Below are 780 nucleotides of genomic sequence, written 5' to 3'. Positions count from 1 at the left end.
ATTTATTTCCAGCAGGTGTCGCACTTCATATTACATCCGTCATTTAAAAATCTACCTCTTTCATATTTTTTTTAGTTTTCCTATTTAAATAATAGGTTTTTTAAGTGTGCTTCAGCAGTGCCTAACTTAGTTTTGGTTAAATTAGCTCATCCATTTGCTTTTCCAAATTATCCAGCTCATCAACATTTACAACAGTTAAATCTTCCATCCTTTCCTCCAGCTCTTTATCGGGAACTCGCATGTTCAACAATTCAGCTATTGGATCGGAGGCCGAAGATTTTTTCCAGCCCATTGATGAGTCAAAGTAATTGTCCTCGTTCGCTTCATAGAGCAGCTTGTAGTTAGGATGAGATTCCAGTATATATTTGTCTGAATAAAAAGGATCGAGTCCTCGGACGAAGAGAATACACTTATTATCTGGCATTCGTGAAAGCTCGGAGATAGTCATTAAATCACGGCCTTGGCTTCCATAACTGGTGCTGGAAGAACCGTTTCGGCCCCTTGTTTGATTTGTATTCTTGGTATCAATCGTTTGTTTATCAAGCCCTACCTTAACCCACTCAAGCGTGGTAGGCTCTATCGCGTTTTTACTTAACAGCATCAAGCACCATACACTTTAGCTGTAACGAAGTTTACTGCCTGGCCAGCAGGGTCAGCAGCCCAAAATGCATCAAAATAAATCCCTCTGCCATTATCCGCATAAACAATGGTGGCACCTTTAATTAAAAATATCCCTACGACAATGCGGATTAACCCCCTAAGTTTGGACACTAACTCTCT

General features: G+C 40.0%; 2 protein-coding genes. Both read right to left on the bottom strand.

The features are described 5' to 3' along the window. Positions 1–136: 136 nt before the first annotated feature. The gene (locus L693_RS0107450) at positions 137–601 is read right to left on the bottom strand and encodes a type IV secretory system conjugative DNA transfer family protein (RefSeq protein ID WP_025716728.1); all 465 of its coding nucleotides are present in this window, start codon (positions 599–601) and stop codon (positions 137–139) included. Beyond that, positions 601–780 (bottom strand): hypothetical protein (locus L693_RS31165; protein ID WP_231503555.1); only part of this gene is annotated, 180 nt, incomplete at its 5' end. The genes L693_RS0107450 and L693_RS31165, both read right to left, overlap by 1 nt.

The organism is Paenibacillus sp. 1-18, from assembly GCF_000520755.1.
Lineage (GTDB): Bacteria > Bacillota > Bacilli > Paenibacillales > Paenibacillaceae > Paenibacillus > Paenibacillus brasilensis.
The sequence above is the reverse complement of the archived record's forward strand: the minus strand, read 5'-3'. Positions and strand labels throughout refer to the sequence as shown.

Excerpts from the sequence above, each read along its gene's own strand:
- L693_RS0107450 (WP_025716728.1), bottom strand. The coding sequence starts at position 601 with ATGCTGTTAAGTAAAAACGCGATAGAGCCTACCACGCTTGAGTGGGTT.